At 44.9% G+C, this 17215-nt stretch carries 16 protein-coding genes and 1 tRNA gene; 13 read left to right on the top strand and 4 right to left on the bottom strand.

The window, feature by feature from the left end:
- Positions 1 to 68 precede the first annotated feature (68 nt).
- Positions 69 to 440 carry a response regulator transcription factor gene (locus BEL04_RS17490; RefSeq protein ID WP_066006069.1) on the bottom strand — a complete coding sequence of 124 codons (372 nt, stop codon included), beginning with the start codon at positions 438 to 440 and terminating at the stop codon, positions 69 to 71.
- Positions 441 to 623: 183 nt separating this feature from the next.
- Between BEL04_RS17490 and BEL04_RS17485 the strand changes: the two genes are divergently transcribed.
- From BEL04_RS17485 to BEL04_RS17450, 8 genes are all read left to right on the top strand, one after another.
- The gene (locus tag BEL04_RS17485) at positions 624 to 1085 is read left to right on the top strand and encodes a hypothetical protein (protein ID WP_139113085.1); all 462 of its coding nucleotides are present in this window, start codon (positions 624 to 626) and stop codon (positions 1083 to 1085) included.
- A 142-nt stretch (positions 1086 to 1227) separates the two neighbouring features.
- The gene (locus tag BEL04_RS17480) at positions 1228 to 2184 is read left to right on the top strand and encodes an acetyl-CoA carboxylase carboxyltransferase subunit alpha (RefSeq protein WP_066006067.1); all 957 of its coding nucleotides are present in this window, start codon (positions 1228 to 1230) and stop codon (positions 2182 to 2184) included.
- A 511-nt stretch (positions 2185 to 2695) separates the two neighbouring features.
- Positions 2696 to 2766 (top strand) — tRNA-Gln (locus tag BEL04_RS17475).
- Between the two features lie 133 nt (positions 2767 to 2899).
- Positions 2900 to 3844, top strand: coding sequence for a ribose-phosphate pyrophosphokinase (locus BEL04_RS17470; RefSeq protein ID WP_066006066.1), 945 nt, complete (start codon positions 2900 to 2902; stop codon positions 3842 to 3844).
- A 101-nt stretch (positions 3845 to 3945) separates the two neighbouring features.
- Positions 3946 to 4524 carry a 50S ribosomal protein L25/general stress protein Ctc gene (locus tag BEL04_RS17465; protein ID WP_066006065.1) on the top strand — a complete coding sequence of 193 codons (579 nt, stop codon included), beginning with the start codon at positions 3946 to 3948 and terminating at the stop codon, positions 4522 to 4524.
- Positions 4525 to 4664: 140 nt separating this feature from the next.
- Positions 4665 to 5348, top strand: coding sequence for a hypothetical protein (locus BEL04_RS17460; RefSeq protein WP_066006064.1), 684 nt, complete (start codon positions 4665 to 4667; stop codon positions 5346 to 5348).
- Between the two features lie 53 nt (positions 5349 to 5401).
- Entirely contained in the window at positions 5402 to 5875 is a 474-nt protein-coding gene (locus BEL04_RS17455) for a DUF2147 domain-containing protein (RefSeq protein ID WP_066006063.1), read from the top strand.
- Positions 5876 to 5990: 115 nt separating this feature from the next.
- Positions 5991 to 7949: a tetratricopeptide repeat protein gene (locus tag BEL04_RS17450; protein WP_066006062.1), complete on the top strand. Its 1959-nt coding sequence runs from the start codon at positions 5991 to 5993 to the stop codon at positions 7947 to 7949.
- A 16-nt stretch (positions 7950 to 7965) separates the two neighbouring features.
- On the opposite strand, the gene BEL04_RS17445 is transcribed toward BEL04_RS17450, so the two are convergent.
- A complete protein-coding gene (locus tag BEL04_RS17445; protein WP_066006061.1) occupies positions 7966 to 8283 on the bottom strand; it encodes an MmcQ/YjbR family DNA-binding protein in 318 nt (105 codons plus the stop codon).
- A 97-nt stretch (positions 8284 to 8380) separates the two neighbouring features.
- A complete protein-coding gene (locus tag BEL04_RS17440; protein ID WP_175404103.1) occupies positions 8381 to 9361 on the bottom strand; it encodes a PQQ-binding-like beta-propeller repeat protein in 981 nt (326 codons plus the stop codon).
- 232 nt (positions 9362 to 9593) lie between these two features.
- Here BEL04_RS17440 and BEL04_RS17435 point away from each other — a divergent pair, with 232 nt between their 5' ends.
- Positions 9594 to 10469, top strand: coding sequence for a polysaccharide lyase family 7 protein (locus BEL04_RS17435; RefSeq protein WP_083227973.1), 876 nt, complete (start codon positions 9594 to 9596; stop codon positions 10467 to 10469).
- A 127-nt stretch (positions 10470 to 10596) separates the two neighbouring features.
- On the opposite strand, the gene BEL04_RS17430 is transcribed toward BEL04_RS17435, so the two are convergent.
- Positions 10597 to 11490: a cation diffusion facilitator family transporter gene (locus tag BEL04_RS17430; RefSeq protein WP_066006058.1), complete on the bottom strand. Its 894-nt coding sequence runs from the start codon at positions 11488 to 11490 to the stop codon at positions 10597 to 10599.
- 507 nt (positions 11491 to 11997) lie between these two features.
- Here BEL04_RS17430 and BEL04_RS17420 point away from each other — a divergent pair.
- From BEL04_RS17420 to fusA, 4 genes are all read left to right on the top strand, one after another.
- Positions 11998 to 12963 carry a hypothetical protein gene (locus BEL04_RS17420; RefSeq protein WP_139113084.1) on the top strand — a complete coding sequence of 322 codons (966 nt, stop codon included), beginning with the start codon at positions 11998 to 12000 and terminating at the stop codon, positions 12961 to 12963.
- Positions 12964 to 13899: 936 nt separating this feature from the next.
- Positions 13900 to 14313: a 30S ribosomal protein S12 gene (rpsL, locus tag BEL04_RS17415; RefSeq protein ID WP_002993550.1), complete on the top strand. Its 414-nt coding sequence runs from the start codon at positions 13900 to 13902 to the stop codon at positions 14311 to 14313.
- Positions 14314 to 14332: 19 nt separating this feature from the next.
- A complete protein-coding gene (gene rpsG, locus BEL04_RS17410; protein WP_066006055.1) occupies positions 14333 to 14800 on the top strand; it encodes a 30S ribosomal protein S7 in 468 nt (155 codons plus the stop codon).
- 160 nt (positions 14801 to 14960) lie between these two features.
- A complete protein-coding gene (gene fusA / locus BEL04_RS17405) occupies positions 14961 to 17072 on the top strand; it encodes an elongation factor G (protein ID WP_066006054.1) in 2112 nt (703 codons plus the stop codon).
- Positions 17073 to 17215 lie beyond the last annotated feature (143 nt).

Below are 17215 nucleotides of genomic sequence, written 5' to 3'. Positions count from 1 at the left end.
ATAATAATTAGGTTTACTGCAATATCATGATATATAAAATAAAAAGCAAATAATAAATATATTGCTGATCAGGCAGCAAGCTGGAGTTCAATCTTATTCAGCAGGTTGTCGATATCAAACGGTTTAGCCACAAAATCGTCAGGCGCACCCCGTTGGTTCAATACTTTCGAAAGATCATGCGTTGCGGATATCATAATAACCGGGATATTGGATATTTCGTGGTTTTCATCCAATTTTATTTGCTTGCATATCTCACGGCCGTCGCGGTCGGCCAGCATCACGTCCAGCAATATCAGGTCGGGGTGATAGTCTTCTATCTGTTCAAATATTTCATCGCCCCGCGATAGCTTGCATACGTCATACCCGCCGTATTCAAGCACGTCGCCCAGGGCATCTAAGATAGCCAAATCATCGTCCAGCACTAATATCTTCTTACACATAGCCTTATTTATTATGCTTTAATACAGGCAATTGCTGTGCCAAAAGCGATATTTATTTTTGTAACAAGTTTATTGACAAGCGTTTTTTACATTAATTAAAACCAAATGCAGGTATATGCATTATCTTTGAAAGCTTTATTTGAGCCTATGATACGATATTACCTGTTGATAAGCTGTTTGTTGATGTTTTGTCAAATCTGTTCGGGGCAATCGGCTAAGGATAGTATTACCTCGCCGGCGCGGACATTGAGCTATAAGCAATACAACGCTTACTTAAACGGAGACGACTATGATAACATGGCCCTGGTTGCCGAGTTGAATGATTACCCGGCGCCACAAAGAGCAATAGAGCTAAAAAAACAGTTGGGGCTGAGCTCCGATCAAGTCGCTAAGATAACCGCTGTCGATGCCGGGCTGATACGTAAAAAGAAGGAGATGGGCAGGCTGATTATCAAAAACGAAAGGGTTTTGGATAGCCTTTTCCGGATCCGGCAGGTTGACGATGGCACCCTGGTATTTTACGGGCAGCGCACCGATTTATTCAGGGGCGAGCTGCGAAATGCTATTTTGCAGGCCTATCTGAAAGTATATGGTATTTTAACCCCCAACCAGCGGATAAGGTACAAGCAATTACATAAACTATAAAACATCCAACTATACCGGTTGAATTTTTTTACTTTTGCCCCATTATAACTGTACATGAAACCATCATGAGCTGCAACTCAAAAAATAACACGAATACCGCTCATGATAGCTTCATCTCCGTTAAAAAACAAATTATGTTTTGATGAAAATTACATTCGATTTTGAAAAACCACTGGCCGACCTGCAGCAGCAGATCGAAAAGGTGAAGCAGGTAGAAGAAAAGACCAAGGTTGACATGTCGGCCACGCTGGCCGAGCTTGAAGAAAAATTCGAAACCACCAAAAAGCAGATATTTTCGCGCTTAACAGGCTGGCAAAGGGTGCAGATATCCCGCCATCCCGAAAGGCCATATACATTACAGTACATCGAGTTGATGTGCGATGATTTTATCGAGATGCACGGCGACCGTACCGTGGGCGACGATAAGGCCATCGTAGGCGGTTTCGGCTCGCTTAACGGCGAAACGGTGATGTTCATCGGCCACCAAAAAGGGGTGAATACCAAAATGCGCCAGTATCGTAACTTCGGTATGGCTAACCCCGAAGGTTACCGCAAGGCTTTAAGGCTGATGAAGATGGCCGAGAAGTTTAATAAACCCATTGTTACCTTAATTGATACACCGGGAGCTTTTCCCGGCCTCGAAGCCGAAGAGCGCGGGCAGGGCGAGGCCATTGCGCGTAATTTGCTCGAAATGTCGCTGCTGAAAGTGCCGGTTATCTGTATCATCATCGGCGAAGGTGCCTCGGGCGGTGCGCTGGGCATTGGTATCGGCGATAAGGTGCTGATGCTCGAAAACTCGTGGTATTCGGTTATCTCGCCCGAAAACTGTTCGACCATTTTGTGGAAGACCTGGGAAAATAAGGAAAAAGCTGCCGAAGTATTGAAACTGACCTCGGTAGATATGTATAAAAATAAGCTGATAGACGGTGTGATCAAAGAGCCGCTCGGCGGTGCGCATCAGGACCCTGTTGCCATGGCGGCCACACTGAAGAAACAGCTGATCAAAGACCTGAAAGCGTTAAAAACAGTTGACCCGGAAGTGCTGGTTAAGGAGCGGATTGATAAGTTTTGTGCGATGGGTGTGGTTGTGGACGCTTAAAGCCCCCTAGCCCCCTAAAGGGGGAACTGATATGCAAGTATGCAGATAAGTAAACATATAGATGTTTTATTTATCTGCATTTTTTGTTTGGAACGATGTACCTGTGTTAGCGATTGCAGCGGATACCGGCCTGTGGCGGGCTTAAAGGCAGGCCGCGGCTAATGCCTTGTGCAGTATGAGCGGAAAGCGCGACCCGCAGGGGAACGCCCTTATGGAAGCTAAAAACATAAAGCTGAAGCTGTGCCTTAAAAGCTGAACCTTGCTGCGAGAAGAAATGAAGGTTCAATATACACATCCCAGCCACTTCTCAACCTGCAGCGCCTCTTCTCAAGAAGAGAGTCGTGATTGTAAAGCAGCTTTGGATAATTATCTCCACCATCAAAGACCAAACAAAATGATAATTAACCCCTTAAATAAGCTTCACTAAAAAAATAAAATTTACCTTTTAACTTTAAAAAAATCGTTCTATATTTGCATTCCGTTTCGGAAACGCAAGTAACCGATGGGAGATTGCCTGATAGTATAATGGTAGTACGACGGTTTTTGGTACCGTTTGTCTAGGTTCGAATCCTGGTCGGGCAACAAAAAAAGAGATATCGGATTTTGGATATTAATTCCGGAATCCGATATTTTTTTAAATAGCAAGATGAGGTTGATTTTTGAATAAGTTCAAAATTCGAAATTGAAAATCCGAAATCCGAAATAAATCTGCCATATGCCTTTACAGTTTAACCCAGTTAAATTATTTGCCGGAACAGCATCACAATCACTGGCACATAAAATTGCTGACGCATACGGTAAGGAATTAGGAAGCGTGACTTTATCGAGATTCAGCGATGGAGAATTTCAACCATCATTTGATGAGTCGGTACGCGGGAGCGATGTGTTTTTGATACAAAGTACGTGCCAGCCAACCGATAATTTGATGGAGCTGCTGATGATGATCGATGCTGCGCGACGCGCGTCGGCACACTATGTTACCGCGGTTATACCTTATTATGGTTTGGCCCGGCAGGACAGGAAAGACAAGCCACGTGTGGCCATCGGTTCAAAATTGGTTGCAAACCTGCTGGTAGCAGCAGGCATCAACCGCATCATGACCATGGATTTGCATGCGGCACAGATACAGGGGTTCTTTGATATACCGGTCGACCACCTTGATGCTTCGGTAATTTTTGTACCGTACATTAAAAGTTTAAAGCTGGGTAATTTAACCATTGCCTCGCCGGATATGGGCGGTTCGTACAGGGCGCGTACCTTCGCTAAGTTTTTTAACGCCGAGGTAGTTATTTGCGATAAACGCCGTAAACGCGCTAATGAGATCGAATCGATGACGGTGATCGGCGACGTGACCGACCAGGACATTGTGCTGATCGATGATATTTGCGATACCGCAGGTACGCTGGCCAAAGCTGCTGCCCTGATCATGGAGCGTGGCGCACGCAGCGTAAGGGCGGTTTGTACACACGCAGTGCTTTCGGGCAAGGCGTATGAGACGATCGAAAACTCGGCGCTGAGCGAGCTGATCGTTACCGATACGATAGCTTTGAAGCAGGAGAGCCCGAAGATCAAGGTATTATCGACTGCCGAATTGTTCGCAAAGGCGATCACCAATGTGAATGAGCATGGATCGATAAGCGACCTGTTTAGGGTGGATTAATTAGTCCGAAAGTCGGTAAAGTCCGGAAGTCGGAAAGAAAAAAGGAATAATACGATGGCAGTTGCCATTGATTAGATAAAATAAAAACAAATAAATAAAAAATGAAATCAATTACTATTAGCGGTTCTTTAAGAGAGAACGTAGGGAAAAGAGACGCCAAGCAGCTGCGTTACGATGGCCAGGTGCCTGCAGTGCTTTACGGTGGGACAGATCAAACCCACTTTTCGGTGTCCGTAGCTGATTTGAAACCAGTTGTTTACACACCTGTTGTTCATTTCATCGATCTGGAAATTGCCGGCAAAAAGGCTCAGGCTATCATTAAAGATCTTCAGTTTCACCCATTGACTGAAGAGATCATCCATGTTGACTTTATGCAACTCGATGAGAAAAAACCGGTGACTATCGAGATCCCGGTTCGTTTAACCGGTACTTCGCCAGGTGTGAAAGTGGGTGGTAAATTGGTGCAAAAATTACGCAAACTGCGTGTTAAAGCTTTGCCTAAACACCACATCGATAACATTGATGTAAGCATCGAAAGCCTGGAAGTTGGTAAATCGGTACGTGTTGGCGATTTGAAAGTTGACAACCTGTTAATTACTAACGCTGCCGAAGATACCATCGTTTCGGTAACTACTTCGCGTGCATTGCGCCAGGCTGAGCAGGAAGCAGCTAAAAAATAATTAGTTTTAAAACTGTAGTGAAAAGGCTTTCCGGGATTCGGAAGGCCTTTTTTGTTTGTAATATTTAAGCTATTTAACATGCCTGCCTCAAACTATAGCGCTTTTAACAGGTTATTGATGATATAATAACATATACTACCATGAAAGCCCGCTACCTGTTATCCACAATTTTCGTCCTCTTCATTAAAACAGCCATTGCCCAAACCGTTATAACCGGCACCGTTACCGAGGAGCATAAAACAACCAAGCTCAATAATGTTTTTATCCGGAACGTCAGCAACAAGCAAATTGCTTTGAGCGATGAGGGCGGCCATTTTGATATTAAGGCCGCAGCAGGTAATACGCTGATATTTACCTTGCCGGGATACATTAGCGATACCTTATACCTTACCGATCTGAAACCTAAGCATATCCAGTTGAAACAAGCAGGTATTACACTGAGCGAAGTAAGCGTACACGAAACGGCAAATTTTAATCCGCGCGAAGAATACCCCGAAGTATACGAGAAAAGCAAATTTGCACTGTCGCCTTCGCGGTGGTTTGGCAAAGAATCGCGCGATGCCCGACGGCTGAAACGCTATTTTGATAACGAAGAACAGCAAAGGCAGATAGACAAGGCTTTTAATAAAACGCTGGTAAGCAGTATCATCCCGTTAAGGGGCGCCGAATTGGATGGCTTTATGGCGCTGTACCGGCCATCGCTGTCGTTTGTAAAAACCAGTTCGCCCCAAACCATGACAGTTTATATCAACGATTCATATCGTAAGTTTATGGCGTTACCACCGGATAAGCGTGTTTTACCGCGGCTTGGTACAGATCAGTAACCTGGGTTGACTGATCATACTTTGTTAATATAAATTGATTATCTTCAAAAGCAATGACCATCTGTTATAAAAAGTTGCTCTGTTGCTGCCTGGTGCCGGTATTTTATTTTGTGGTATTAACGCCTGCACATGCCCAGGGTATCCCGAAATGCGACCGGATATGTGGTAAGTGGATGTCGGTCGAAAAGAACCTGGCAGTACAGGTATATAAGGAGGGTGAGGATTTTAGGGCAAAAATAATCTGGTTTAACGATTCGGACGACAAAAGCAGGCCTATGCAAACGCGAATGGATACTTCAAATCCCAATAAAGCGCTTCGTGCCCGTAAAATATTGGGCATGAGCATACTCGATAAGCTGGTATACAAACCAAAAACAAATTCGTGGGAGAGAGGTATTATTTACGATGCGGTGCATGGCCGTTACTGGGACTCGTGGGCATATATAACACCCGAAGGATTACTGAAAGTTACCGGTTACTGGCATTTTAAGTTTATCGGCAAAACACTTAGCTTTACCCGCATATAGCCTTGTTTTGCACTATTGTTGAAAGTTTATTAGTTGTGTAATTGTGCCGGGGAAACATACGCTATATCTTTACCGTAATAAATTGTCTCTGCCTGCAGATATTTAAAACTGTTGCATGCCTCTTAACAGAATCATTTTCTTTTTTTCACTCCTTTGTTTTTCGATAGCCGCTTATTGCCAAAAAACAAAAACAGGCATAACGAGGAACCCGCAAAATATTAACGACTACGACAAACTGACCAGTTTTTACAGGTATTATAAGCCCGATTCGGCCATGTACTACGCACAGCAAGGCATAGCGTTTGCCAAAGAGCACAAAAACGAAAACGGCCTTGCCCAAATGCTGAACCAGATGGGGATGATACAGGATAACCTGGGCAAGTTTGACGAATCGCGCGAGTTGTATCTTACCGCGCATGATATTTATACGCGTACAGGTTTTAAGAAGGGCATTGCAACCGAGCTGATACGCTTAGGCGTTGTAGAAATGCGTAAGGGGAACTATGATAAGGCCATTGGTTATTTTTTGGAATCGTTAAAAGTAGCCGAGCAAAGCGGGAATAAAGCCGGCGTGCTTGAAGCCAATGTAACCCTCGCCGAAGGTTATATGGGGCAGCACAAGTACGATGTGGCTTTGCCCTATCTGGCAATAGCCGAAAGGATCAACGCTACTATCCCATTCTCCAATATATCGTTAAATATGTATAACGATTTTGGGATGCTTTACCGCGATACCGGTGATTTTGGCAAGGCAAAATCATATTTTGAAAAAGGCATTGGTATGAGTAATAAGCCCCAATATCAGGGGCTGTTTATTACGCTCACGAATAACCTGGCTTCGGTATATGCCAAACAGGGCTTTAAACAAAGATCAATTGAGCTGCAAAAAACAGCGCTTGCAAAAGCCCGCGAAATAAAAAACTATTTGCGTGAGCAGCAAACCTTAACGGGGCTGGCCGAAACCTACGGCAAAGATGACCCGAAACAGGCGTTGTTTTATTTTAAACAGGCGCTCGACCTGGTGAAACAAAAGGGCGCACAAAAGCAGGTGATCGAAATATTGGATCGCATGGCTGAAATGTACCGCTTACAGGGCGATTATAAAAACGCATATAGGGCCAAGCAGGAAGAACATGCCATTGCCGACAAATACTTCTACCAGGGTATGGCGAAACAGATCGTCAGCCTGCAAAATAAATATGAACTGGATAAATCAGTAGCAAAAGTAAAGGAACTACAATACATTAACGGTAAAGATGCACTGGAACGTAAAACCATGCTTACCATTATCGGCGGGGTAGTAGTGTTGCTTATCGTACTTGCTTTATTTTACTTTCGGACCAGCAAATTGAACTGGCTGCTCAATAAAACCAACAACGATCTGAAAGAATCAAATACCGTGAAAGATAAATTGTTCTCGGTATTGGCGCACGATCTGCGGTCGCCGCTGGCAACCATTATTAACCTTTTGTATGTGATTAATGATGATGAACTGCCACCGCTCGAGCGTAAAGAACTGATCAATATGGTAACGGTAACCAGCAGCGCCTCGCTCGATACCCTGAACAACCTGTTAAAATGGGGCGAGATGCAGCTTAAGGGTATCAGGCTGAACGCGGTGGAAATTCGGCCCCACGATATCGTTGCCCGCGATATCGACTTGCTGGCTGCTTCTGCGCGGCTAAAAGGTATTGCTGTATATAATACTATTGACGAGGATATCAGGGTTGTCGCCGATCGTGATCATTTTGAATTTGTGATCCGGAATTTATTATCAAACGCCATCAAGTTCACTAATCAGGGAGGCGTGGTGTCTATCGGCGCTACCGGGTATACGGATAAGAATGAAGTGCAATTTAGCGTAAAAGACAATGGCGTTGGCATTGAGGCCGAGCGCATGAAAACTATCTTCAATATCGGTAATGTGAGCACTGATGGCACTAAAGATGAAAAGGGCACTAGCCTTGGCCTGGTATTGTGTAAAGAGTTTGTTGAAGCCAATAAAGGGAAGATATGGGTTAACAGTAAACCCGGTGAAGGTTCGGAGTTTGTGTTTACGCTGAAAAGTGCCTGACAGAAGGTGAATTGCTTTACTTGACCAGCAAAAAGCTGTTGTCTATAAATGTTTTTAACTGCTTGGTCGTCAGCGAGCCGTCTACTGTTATCGTATTCCAATGTTTTTTGTTCATGTGATAACCGGGTTGCACAGCCGGGTACTTTTCGCGCAGGTCGATAGCTTCGGCAGGGTCGCATTTTACGTTAAAGGTGATGGGGCGTTTATCCAAAGGCAGTATCAGGAAGATCTTTCCTTTAGCGTTTTTAAAAACCAGCGTATCGGGACCAAACGGCAGGCCCTCGGTAGCGCCCGGTTTGCTTAAGCAATAATCGCGGATATCTTCTTCGGTCATGTACCCCCCAACCCCCTAAAGGGGGAGTTTAAAAATAGTTTTTATTCAGTGGTTGAGATTGTATACAACGTTACAACATTCCAACCTTTCAACAAAACTACCGAATATTTCCAAAATGTTCCTTTTCGGGGATGATCTTTGCGTTGTCTAATATCTGGATGGTGGTTGAGCGGCCCAGGTCGATCTCGGGGCCCCAGCTGCGCAAGGCCCAAACCACTTGTTTATCGGGTGTAACTTCGATAGCCTGTACGCCGGTGCCATCGCCTTTGGCTACCCAGCGGTTAATGAGGGTATTGCCGTTTTCGAGGCGAACGGCGCGTTGCATGTTCTTCATTTTATAATCGGGTGCATCGGCAGCAGTAAACTCCCAAACGGTTTCGCCTTTGGGGTTTACTTCGCGTATGCTGGCGCCGCTCATCAAAGTATTGCCGTTTTTTAAGCGTGTGGCTGCCCAGGCGCCGGGCATATCTGCCTGCCAGATGATATTGCCTTTGCCATCGTACTCGCAAACCTTGCCCATATCCATATGAGCTACCAATAATGTGCCCGCGGCCGTTATGCCGACATGGCGAAATTGCGGGTGTGTTACCAGCGGTTTGCCGGTTTGCAGCTCCATCTCGAAAAGGTTTTTATCCGTTGTGATATCTACCACGAAAAGTTTTGCCGGGTTACCGTTGCGGATGTACAGCACCTTATCGTTACCGATGGGCTGGGCGGTATGTATCTCGTTGCCTGCAGGGGCGTTGTAGTTCCAAACCAGCTTTTTATCGGCAGTGATCTCGGTAATGCCGAACTGGTGCGCAAATAGCACATTGCCGTTTGACAGTAATACGGCATCGCTTATTTCGCCGCGGGCCGAGGTATCGGTATACGTCCACACCACTTTACCTTTTTTTACTATGGACATGGTTTTGTTACCCTCGCCGGCGTAAAAGAAATCGTGCTGTGCAAAGCCATTGCCGGGTAGTTCGGCAGGGGCGGAGGGGCCGGTAGGAGCGGGTGCAGGTTGGGTTTGGGCCTGTAATTTTATGGCTAACAGGCATGCTGAAAGCAATATACAAAGTTTTGAAGTGTGCATAGGTTTACAAATTGGCAGCATAAATATATTGAGGCTGCCTTTATACACAATGAGCGTTATTGTCAATTTGTTCAATGCGATAAGCAAGTATCTTATTCGGTAAGAATTATTTACTAAGAACAAATTATGATTTGGAAATCTCATTTTAATGTTTAATTTTGGTTAACCAATAATTGGTAAACCAAAATTAAACCCCGCCAAGGGAAAAACTTAACCTACATTAAAACCATTTATGATGAAGAAAAACCTATGTTATTATGCTGCCTGTATGCTGGCCATTGTACAACTGGCATCGTGCAGTAAAAATCAAACAGTTCAAAGCAATGCTCAAAATGATGCAGCAACCGTGATGAGCAATCCGCAAAACCATGCCGAATCGACCCTGTTGCCGAAGGATATTTTAAACCTGGGGCCATGGACGTTAACGTTGCCGATAGATAACAGTGGCAGCAACACCGGGGCAGCTATTACTGTTGACTCGACCACGCTGAAAAACGGTTATACCTCGCAATGGCTCTATACCAGTGCCGATAGCGGCGTAACCTTTTGGTGCCCTACGGATGGCGCCACCACTACGCCGGGGACAGGATCAGACCATCCGCGTACCGAGCTGCACGAGAACCGTTTGTGGACGGTGGCCGAGAAGGGGAAGCTACAGGCTACGCTGATCATCAACCAATACCCGCCCGATACGCCAAGCATGACCATAGGGCAGATACATGGCGGAGGTACCTGGGGCTCGGTGCCGTTTGTACTGCTGCATATTAAATCGGGCACTATTTATGGTACGGTGTACCAGGCGTTAACAGGATCGGCAGATAGCCTGCACACTTTTATTAAAAACGTGGCGCTCAGTTCAAAGATCTATTATTCTATTTACACCAATGGGGCAACGGTCTATTTCAATATTATCGTTACCCCGGTTAGCGGCAGCCCAACAACCCTGACCTGGAACACGCCTGTGCCCGCGGCGTTTAAAGGAAGTGTTTTGGTTCATTTTTCGGCCGGCGATTATATTACCCGCCATAATCCTGGCGACGGGTTGTTCCCGAACAGTACCATCGGCGGTAAGCTGACGATGTATAGTTTGGCGATAACGCATTATTAGCCCCCTCTAAACGGCGAAGCCCTCATGAATACCTTAAAAAAACAATAAACTATATGAATAATCTCCCCCGGTAGGGGGAGACTTTCTTAAAGCCCTCCCTTCCGGGGAGGGTCGGGAGGGGCTGCACTCAGGCCACCGGCTCGATAAAAATCTGCTTAATGCGCGGATACCGGGCCTGGATGGTTTTGGTGAGGCGCTCGATAGCCGTGGTTATTTGTTTAGTGTTGAGGCCCTGTTTAAAAACGGTGTTGAGTTGCAGCAACACATCTTCGGGAGCCATATAGGTGGAAAAGTGTTTTTTTACTTTGACGACTTCGTTATCGGCCTCTATCAGGGCGATGATCTTACGTAAAGTACGCCTGCTGATGGTTTCGCCCATGAGCAGGCTTTTGCTTTCGCGCACCAGCAGGCCCGAAATGATGATGAGGATAATGCCGATGATCATGGAAGCAGCCCCATCGTAATAAGGGTTATGCAGCAGCCGGCCCAGGTAAATTCCTAAAAATGCCACGCCGAGGCCGAGCAGGTCGCCTACGTCGCCCAGCAGAACGATAATAGTTAGCGGGTCTTTGGTGTGAACAACCGCCCGCCAGAAACTCATTTTACCACGCTGTTGATTAAATGCTTTTAATGCCGTTATCATAGATATGGTGTTAAATACAAAGGCAATGGCCAGGATACCGTAGTTCCATGCCGGGTTGCCCTGCAATACTGGCTTGTTGAACCTGACGACCCCCTCGTAAAACGAAATACAGCCACCCATAATAAAGATGACCAGCGATACCATGAACGACCAGAAGTACAGTTCCTTACCATAGCCGAAGGGCCGGTCGGCGTCGGGAGAGCGCTTGCTGGTGGCAATGCCCCAGATCAATAGTACCTGGCTGGTAGCATCGATAACAGAATGGATACCTTCGGACACCATAGACGAACTGCCGGTAAACGCCGCAGCGATGAATTTGGACGCGGCAATGACCAGATCGACAAACAGGGAAATATATACGAATGACCGTGACTGCATGGTTATTGTATAAACAATTTTTGGGGAAATGGTTTGGCGGATTTCGGATTTAGCCGGGCAAATTGGTGGAGGGGTAAAACAATATTCCGTAGCCCGCTCGCCGCCGCGGGAGGGCTCCTACTTTTTTCTTGATAAAAAAGTAGCAAAAAATCAAGACAGGACGATCCTTCTGCCCGCCCTTTCGGTTCTTAACGCTTTTGGGTTGCGGCCCCAAAAGCTAAACCGAAATTCACCCCTGCGCTGGCCCGGCGTCCTGTCAGCCCCTGCGCGCCAGTAAAATTGTATTTTGGGGTACGGAAATAATGTTTTGCTAAGTGGGGTATGGAATTTTAGCTTATGATTTTGTGTGGGATTTGTTAATGAGGATGCTTTAATTGACAAATGAGATAAGTCGACAATTGTATAAGTAATGATGATATACTTGTGTCAGGATAGGAAATTTATTATTTTAGAGATAATAACAGTACTTTTTATATGATTAACAAAAAAGACCTTAAGAGAGGAATAATGAGTACTACTCATGTTGATAGCCATAAAGACAAAATGTCTTTAGAGGCATTGATTAGGATGAAAGATACAATAAACTCAGACAAAAAACTTCGATGGGGCGTAGATCATAACAAAGAATTCCCACCTGTTGGACAGTTGATAAATGCTGAAATTGTTCAACGCGACGAGCACTATTACCTCGAAGCAGACTATAAACCATATGATTATCGTGAGGAAGTGCCATGGGATAATACATTGTTAATGGAGTCTTTTAAAGAAGGATATCCTTTTATAGAAATTGATCTTGAGATTCCTACTGAAACAATAGTTGCTGTAGATCCAAATAGTTTTATAAGTGATAAGCATTATAACTTGTTTTTACAGGAGACACAGGCACTAAATTACCCTTTTATTGGTACAGAGCATTTGAGGAAAGCAAACGCGTCAACTCCTGAAATAATATTTACAGTTGGCCAATCGGCTATAATCTATCATATTATAAAACCTTTGGCAAAAAAAATCGGTAAAAAAATAGCTGATAAAGCTGAAAAAGTGCTTGTAGAGAAAGGTGAAGATTTCTATCAATTTATTTCAAGAACAATAATATCAGCTTTTAGCCATGGAGCATCATCCAACAGACCCCCATTTGTTGTTTTTCAAATAAATGGCATTCCCAATATAGAGTTAATAGCTAAGACTTCAGATCATGATTTAATAATCAAAGCCTTAAAAGATAATAAGTTAAAAGCGATGATAGAGGAAATTGATTTTTATCGATCCAAGTTTGAAATCGAGAAAATCCAATTTATACTTACTACGAAAGGTAAGTGGAAATTTAATTATTTACTGACACCTAATGGGGCGGTGGTCGGTAAAAAAGATAGTTTCAAAAAAAGAGATCGTCGTTTAGATATAGTATTAAATATGAATGACGGGAAAGTTTATAACAGTGTAGGATTAAGTAATTCTAAAAAAAGAACTTGAAATGGTCTCCCACCCCCGCCTCTTCAAGCCTTGTTGCTTGTAGGGAACTTGACCGCTCTGTGAGTCGGAATTAAATTATCTTCACCTTGTCATCTCGACCTAAGGAGAGATATTCTGCTCCAAAGCGGGTCTGTAGCAGAAGATTTCTCTTTCGCCCCTTCTACACATTCCTACCTATGCTCTATCGAAATGACCAGCAATTGTTGAGAGGTGTTTGCCGCCGAATTCAATTTGCTTATTTGCGGTGTTTTGCGTATATTTAAAGATAGCGCGAGGCTTGTTTGTTGCAATTTTGATAATGGTCCGCTGAAAATATAGTGAAAATACCCATAAATACCCATGTATTTATGACGTTTAGGTCAGGACGCGTTATGAAAATGATAATTACGTGAAGCCCGCGTTAGTGATAGGAGCGGATACCGGCCCGTGGCTAATGCCTGTGCAGTATGAGCGGATAGCACGGGCCGCAGGCAACGCCCTATTAAATTCAAATAAAAGTCAAAATTAAAAAATGATTAGCATAGTTCCTTTGTATGATGGGGTGCTGAAACAAGTTCAGCATGACTAAATTTTAATTGATCTTTTCCGCATCATAACTAACGGCCTCTGCTACTGCAAGCCTCCTGGCTTGTGGGAAAACTTGCAGGGCCGCTCTGTAAGTCGGGGATTATGGATTTATGATTTGTTTTTTATCGGTATCCATAAACTCGCTTTACTCGGTTGCCTTCGTGCCTCGCAATGACGTGCGGAGAGAAACCTTAAAACAACACACTTTACACTCCGGTAACATCACTGTAACATTCAAACCTTCAAACATTTCAACCTTACAACTCAACGCAAAAATAATTTACCCAACCTATTGAAAATCAAATTTAAAGTTTCTACCTTTGCAGTCCCGTAAACTATGCGGGTAAAACAAAACATTAAAAGGAAACAATGCCTACTATTCAGCAATTAGTTAGAAAAGGTAGAGTAGCTCTGGTTGATAAGAGTAAATCGCCAGCGTTGGACAGCTGTCCACAGCGAAGAGGCGTGTGCACCCGTGTGTACACCACTACCCCTAAGAAACCAAACTCAGCCATGCGTAAAGTTGCGCGTGTGCGTTTAACAAACGGTAAAGAGGTTAACGCCTATATCCCTGGCGAAGGTCACAACTTACAGGAGCACTCGATCGTTTTGATCCGTGGTGGCAGGGTTAAAGATTTACCGGGTGTACGTTACCACATTATCCGCGGTGCATTAGATACTTCGGGTGTTGCGGGCCGTAACCAACGCCGTTCGAAATATGGTACTAAACGTCCGAAACCAGGTCAGGCAGCAGCTGCACCGGCAAAAGGCAAAAAGAAATAATTAAGGAGGATAGATAGCAATGAGAAAGTCAAAACCAAAAAAGAGAATCATCCTTCCTGACCCAAAGTTTAACGATACTTTGGTAACAAGGTTTGTAAACAACATGATGTACGACGGTAAGAAATCGACCGCGTACTCGATATTCTATAACGCTGTTGACCTGGTTGAGAAAAAAACCAGCGAAAGCGGCCTGGATACCTGGAAAAAAGCTTTGAACAACATTATGCCATCGGTAGAGGTGAAAAGCCGCCGTGTGGGTGGTGCCAACTTCCAGGTGCCTACAGAAGTTCGCCCGGAGCGCAAAATTGCCCTGGGTATGAAATGGTTGATCAGCTACGCACGCAAACGCGGCGAAAAAACCATGATGGAAAAATTAGCAGGCGAGATCATTTCGGCTTCGAAAGGTGAAGGTGCCGCAGTTAAAAAGAAAGAAGATACGCACAAAATGGCCGAGGCCAACAAAGCGTTCTCGCACTTTAGATTTTAATTATTGATTTCACCGATTTTTTGATTTTGATTTCACCGATTTAGTCAGTGCAACCAGGGTCAGGAGGTCGGTGTAATTATTAAAAAGAATCGCTAAGATCAGTCAGATAAAAAATCTGTGAAATCATAAACAAATCGGAGAAATCCAAAAAAATAAAAATATGTCAAGAGACTTAAAGTACACCCGGAACATCGGTATTGCCGCGCACATTGATGCCGGTAAAACAACTACAACCGAGCGTATATTATACTATGCAGGTGTTAGCCACAAAATCGGCGAGGTGCACGAAGGTGCCGCTACGATGGACTGGATGGCACAGGAGCAGGAGCGTGGTATCACCATTACTTCGGCTGCTACCACTGTAAACTGGAAATACCGTGGCCACAATTACCACGTAAATATTATTGATACCCCCGGACACGTGGATTTTACCGTTGAGGTAAACCGTTCGCTGCGTGTATTGGATGGTTTGGTGTTCTTGTTCTCGGCTGTTGACGGTGTTGAGCCTCAATCAGAAACCAACTGGCGCTTAGCTAACAACTACAATGTGCCACGTATTGGCTTTGTTAACAAAATGGACCGTAGCGGCGCCGACTTTTTGAACGTGGTAAAACAGGTAAAAGAAATGTTGGGCAGCGTAGCTATCCCGTTGCAATTGCCAATCGGCGCTGAGGACCAGTTTAAAGGTGTGGTTGATCTGATCAACTTCCGTGGTATAGTTTGGAATGAGCACGATAAAGGTATGACCTTTACCGAAGTGCCGATCCCTGACGATATGCTGGAAGAAGCGAACGAGTGGAGAGAGAAATTGCTGGAAGCCGTTGCTGAGTTTGACGATCACCTGATGGAGAAATTCTTCGATGATCCGACAACTATAACCGAGCGCGAAGTGTTGGACGCTTTACGCCAGGCTACTTTGGCCGGTAAGATCGTGCCGATGACCTGCGGTTCGTCGTTCAAAAACAAAGGTGTACAAACCATGCTCGACTATGTGATGGAATTGATGCCATCGCCGGTTGACTCGAAAGGTGTTGTGGGTACTAACCCCGATACCGGCGAGGAAGTATTGGTTAAACCAGATGTAAAAGAGCCGTTTGCCGCTTTGGCATTTAAAATTGCTACCGACCCGTTTGTGGGCCGCCTGTGCTTTATCCGTGTTTACTCGGGTAACCTGGAAGCAGGTTCGTACATCTACAACATGCGTTCGGAAAGCAAAGAGCGTATCAGCCGTATCTTCCAGATGCACGCTAACAAGCAAAACCCTATCCCTAACGTAGGTGCAGGTGATATTGCTGCGGTAGTGGGCTTTAAAGATATCAAAACTGGCGATACCCTTTGCGATGAGAAGAACCAGATCGTTCTGGAATCGATGGTGTTCCCTGACCCGGTTATCGGTTTGGCTATCGAGCCTAAAACCCAGGCCGACGTTGATAAATTAGGTATTGCTTTGGGCAAACTGGCCGAAGAGGATCCAACCTTCCGCGTACAAACCGACCAGGATACCGGCCAAACCGTTATCAGCGGTATGGGCGAGCTGCACCTGGACATTTTGATGGACCGTTTAAAACGCGAGTTTAAAGTTGAGGTTAACCAGGGTGCGCCGCAGGTAGCTTATAAAGAGGCTATCACCGGTTCTGTACAACACCGCGAAACCTATAAAAAACAAACCGGTGGCCGTGGTAAATTTGCCGACATCCAGGTTATCTTATCGCCTGCCGATGAAGGAAAAGAAGGCTTACAGTTTGTGAACGAGATTGTTGGTGGCGCTATCCCGCGCGAGTTTATCCCATCGGTTGAAAAAGGCTTTAAATCGGCTATGGACAACGGTGTGCTTGCCGGCTACCCATTAACCAGTTTAAAAGTTCGCTTAATTGATGGTTCGTTCCACGCTGTCGATTCGGACGCTTTATCGTTCGAGGTTGCCGGTCGAGCCGCTTACCGCGAAGCATTGCCAAAATGTAAACCGGTATTGCTCGAGCCGATCATGAAGATCGAGATCCTTACCCCTGAAGAAAATATGGGTGATGTGATCGGTGATATGAACCGTCGCCGTGGCCAGCTGCAAGGTATGGACACCCGTAACGGTGCACAGGTGATCAAAGCACAGGTACCGCTGAGCGAGATGTTCGGTTACGTAACACAATTGCGTACCATCACTTCGGGCCGTGCAACTTCAACCATGGAGTTTGACCACTACGCCGAAGCGCCACGCAACGTACAGGACGAGGTTGTTGCTAAAAACAAAGGCCGTAAGCAAGTTGCTATCGACTAATATTATTTGATTGCACCGATTTTTGAAGAGGATTACACCGATTGCGTTGTGATCAAAACTAAGTCGGTGTAATCTTAAAGAATAAATAACATCGTTGTAATAAATAGCTCTTACAACGGTATTTTTAAATCAGTGAAATCACC

Origin of the sequence: Mucilaginibacter sp. PPCGB 2223 (assembly GCF_001705515.1) — a bacterium.
Taxonomy (GTDB): Bacteria; Bacteroidota; Bacteroidia; order Sphingobacteriales; family Sphingobacteriaceae; genus Mucilaginibacter.
The sequence above is the reverse complement of the archived record's forward strand: the minus strand, read 5'-3'. Positions and strand labels throughout refer to the sequence as shown.

Excerpts from the sequence above, each read along its gene's own strand:
- BEL04_RS17490 (WP_066006069.1), bottom strand. The coding sequence starts at position 440 with ATGTGTAAGAAGATATTAGTGCTGGACGATGATTTGGCTATCTTAGAT.
- BEL04_RS17485 (WP_139113085.1), top strand. The coding sequence starts at position 624 with ATGTTTTGTCAAATCTGTTCGGGGCAATCGGCTAAGGATAGTATTACC.
- BEL04_RS17480 (WP_066006067.1), top strand. The coding sequence starts at position 1,228 with ATGAAAATTACATTCGATTTTGAAAAACCACTGGCCGACCTGCAGCAG.
- BEL04_RS17470 (WP_066006066.1), top strand. The coding sequence starts at position 2,900 with ATGCCTTTACAGTTTAACCCAGTTAAATTATTTGCCGGAACAGCATCA.
- BEL04_RS17465 (WP_066006065.1), top strand. The coding sequence starts at position 3,946 with ATGAAATCAATTACTATTAGCGGTTCTTTAAGAGAGAACGTAGGGAAA.
- BEL04_RS17460 (WP_066006064.1), top strand. The coding sequence starts at position 4,665 with ATGAAAGCCCGCTACCTGTTATCCACAATTTTCGTCCTCTTCATTAAA.
- BEL04_RS17455 (WP_066006063.1), top strand. The coding sequence starts at position 5,402 with ATGACCATCTGTTATAAAAAGTTGCTCTGTTGCTGCCTGGTGCCGGTA.
- BEL04_RS17450 (WP_066006062.1), top strand. The coding sequence starts at position 5,991 with ATGCCTCTTAACAGAATCATTTTCTTTTTTTCACTCCTTTGTTTTTCG.
- BEL04_RS17445 (WP_066006061.1), bottom strand. The coding sequence starts at position 8,283 with ATGACCGAAGAAGATATCCGCGATTATTGCTTAAGCAAACCGGGCGCT.
- BEL04_RS17440 (WP_175404103.1), bottom strand. The coding sequence starts at position 9,361 with ATGCACACTTCAAAACTTTGTATATTGCTTTCAGCATGCCTGTTAGCC.
- BEL04_RS17435 (WP_083227973.1), top strand. The coding sequence starts at position 9,594 with ATGATGAAGAAAAACCTATGTTATTATGCTGCCTGTATGCTGGCCATT.
- BEL04_RS17430 (WP_066006058.1), bottom strand. The coding sequence starts at position 11,490 with ATGCAGTCACGGTCATTCGTATATATTTCCCTGTTTGTCGATCTGGTC.
- BEL04_RS17420 (WP_139113084.1), top strand. The coding sequence starts at position 11,998 with ATGAGTACTACTCATGTTGATAGCCATAAAGACAAAATGTCTTTAGAG.
- rpsL (WP_002993550.1), top strand. The coding sequence starts at position 13,900 with ATGCCTACTATTCAGCAATTAGTTAGAAAAGGTAGAGTAGCTCTGGTT.
- rpsG (WP_066006055.1), top strand. The coding sequence starts at position 14,333 with ATGAGAAAGTCAAAACCAAAAAAGAGAATCATCCTTCCTGACCCAAAG.
- fusA (WP_066006054.1), top strand. The coding sequence starts at position 14,961 with ATGTCAAGAGACTTAAAGTACACCCGGAACATCGGTATTGCCGCGCAC.